This is a genomic window from Desulfofundulus sp. (assembly GCF_049701015.1).
Classification (GTDB): Bacteria; Bacillota; Desulfotomaculia; order Desulfotomaculales; family Desulfovirgulaceae; genus Desulfofundulus.
Map to the genome: position 1 here is coordinate 1 of NZ_JBNATZ010000409.1, position 1,587 is coordinate 1,587.

General features: G+C 58.3%; 3 protein-coding genes. All 3 read right to left on the reverse strand.

What is annotated here, in order from left to right; translation table 11 throughout:
* Positions 1–156: 156 nt before the first annotated feature.
* Positions 157–423 (reverse strand): hypothetical protein, encoded by a 267-nt coding sequence (locus ACPLUI_RS14930; RefSeq protein ID WP_424661029.1) that lies wholly within the window; start codon positions 421–423, stop codon positions 157–159.
* Between the two features lie 300 nt (positions 424–723).
* Complete coding sequence (locus ACPLUI_RS14935) at positions 724–1,371, reverse strand: hypothetical protein (RefSeq protein ID WP_424661030.1); 648 nt, start codon at positions 1,369–1,371, stop codon at positions 724–726.
* Positions 1,368–1,587: hypothetical protein (locus ACPLUI_RS14940; protein ID WP_424661031.1), on the reverse strand; the 220-nt coding region annotated here is incomplete at its 5' end. The genes ACPLUI_RS14940 and ACPLUI_RS14935, both read right to left, overlap by 4 nt.

Below are 1,587 nucleotides of genomic sequence, written 5' to 3' on the forward strand. Positions count from 1 at the left end.
CTCGCCTGCAGTGGACTTTCACCACCAAGTTAACGCCCATGCCGGGCGCACAAGTGAAAAGCCCTGCTCTTAAAGCAGGGCCTTTGGACTTAAAAGAAACCAAGCGTTTTTAAACACCCAACCTCAAATTAGAGAGAACGAAAAACGCACAACCCCCTAAAATGCCAAAGCCAGCTGCCGCTCCTCAACGGCCCGCCGCTGCAGCTCGCAGTGCAGCTCCAGCAACGGCGCCGCCACATGCAGAAGCTCCTTCTGGATTCTCTCCGGGTCGTCCTGAAGTACGGCCTCCAGCAGGTGCCCCATGTGCGTCCCCGCTATCATCGCCCATTCCTGCGGAGCTCTCCTCGCATTCCCGTGCACCAGACGGTTCAGCTCCACCTGCGTGGAAACCCAGTCCAAAAACTGCTGGTGAAACTCCCGCATGAGAAACATCCCTCCTCTTTTTGGAAAAATTAAAAGCCCCGCTGCAAGTAACTGCGAGGCTTTTCGACACGAAAAACAGCAAAACCGGCCCGCACGAGTACCGCTTGCGGCGGGTCCCTTTGGCCTCAAAAGGGCACAATAACCCCTCTCTCCTGACAGCCTTCCTCAGCCTCTTATAAGAAGCTGCAATACCGCGCCCCCTACAGGACGCGCTCCCTCCGGCGTCTTGAAAGCACCGGCAACCCGATTCCCAAAATCCCTGAGCAAATTCTACCACAACCTCCGCCGAAACGCAATAGCCTAACCAAAAATACTCGCCTCGTCGGGCCTCCCGTCCCCGTCGTAAAACGCATGCCTCAGCGGCTTCCTCAATAAGTCCCCGTCCGTCGTCACCCTGAACGGTACCGGCAGGTCAAACCTCACAAGCTCTTCCGCCACCACCAGCAGCCGCGGCAGCCCCCTCAAATACCCGTAAAAACACGAAGGGTCCTCGCCGCGCCGCACCACCAGCACCGGGAACGCTTTCCCCCGGATGTTTATCAGCCCCGTTAGCGGAGGCGGCAGCAGGGACGCCCCGCACGGGAAGTGCTCCCGCACCCTCATGTACAGCTGCGCAAAGGCCAGCCGCTTCAAAACCACTCCCACGTCCCCCTCAAAGCTCAAACCGTAAACGTTCAGCTTGCGCCCGCCCTCAAGCCTCGACAGGACGACAAACCCCCCGAACGCCAGCTTCTTTAGCTTCTCCCGCCCCTTACCCGGCCACAGACCCTCCACCTGAAACCCCGCAACCGTACCGCAGGACCTCAAAACGTTCAGCAAAATCACCTCCCTGGGCGTCGGAGTCAGTATCTCCCGCACCCTCTCCGTCCGCTGCACTATCCTGTAGCCGTTCAGCACCGAAAAGGGTGATACCCCTCCAGAACGCACCGCCAATACCTGACCTCTCATAAAACCACCTCCCAAAAAATAGAAACGCGCCCGGGACCACTTCCCAGACGCGACTGAACGGTTGCCGTCCCCTTCTTCCTTACCGCCAAAAACGGGCACTCCGGACCAGCTACTACCTGCTCGCCGCCGGCACCCTGGAAGAAGCTTGTATTGAAAAAGACCCGGGGATAGTGTAAACTAAAGCCAGAACCGCCAGAAAGTTGAGGTGTGGTATGG